The sequence below is a fragment of the Haloarcula sp. Atlit-7R genome (genome assembly GCF_003666065.1).
GTDB classification, from domain to species: domain Archaea; phylum Halobacteriota; class Halobacteria; order Halobacteriales; family Haloarculaceae; genus Haloarcula; species Haloarcula taiwanensis.
Genome location: NZ_QXIK01000074.1, coordinates 1 through 508 on the forward strand (window position 1 = coordinate 1; position 508 = coordinate 508).

General features: G+C 66.7%; 1 pseudogene. It reads left to right on the forward strand.

The features are described from left to right. Positions 1-17: 17 nt before the first annotated feature. A pseudogene (locus tag D3D01_RS22690) lies at positions 18-508 on the forward strand (enolase); the annotation flags it as partial.

Consider the following 508-nt stretch of genomic DNA (forward strand, 5'->3'; position numbering starts at 1 on the left):
AGAGGGCAAGTGACAACATGACTCGAATCACATCCGTATCTCTGCGCCGCGTGCTCGACTCCCGTGGAAACCCGACGGTCGAAGCCGACGTTCTCACCGAATCCGGTGGGTTCGGTCGTGCTGCGGCCCCCAGTGGTGCATATACCGGCGAGTACGAGGCAATCGAACTGCCGCCGACCGAAGCCATCGCTGCTGCACGCCGACACGCTGTTCCCCGACTCGTGGGCGAAGTCCACGCGGGCAACCAGCGTGAGGTCGATGCCGCACTGCGCGCTGCCGACGGTTCCGAGAACTTCTCGGAAATCGGCGCGAACAGCGCGGTCGCCATCTCGATGGCGGCCGCCAAGGCCGGTGCCGACGTGCTCGGTGCACCCCTGTACCAGCACCTCGGTGGCGCGTTCCGCGGCGACAACTTCCCGACGCCGCTCGGGAACGTCATCGGTGGCGGTGAACACGCCAAGGAAGCGACGAACATCCAGGAGTTCCTCGCCGCGCCCGTCGGCGCGCC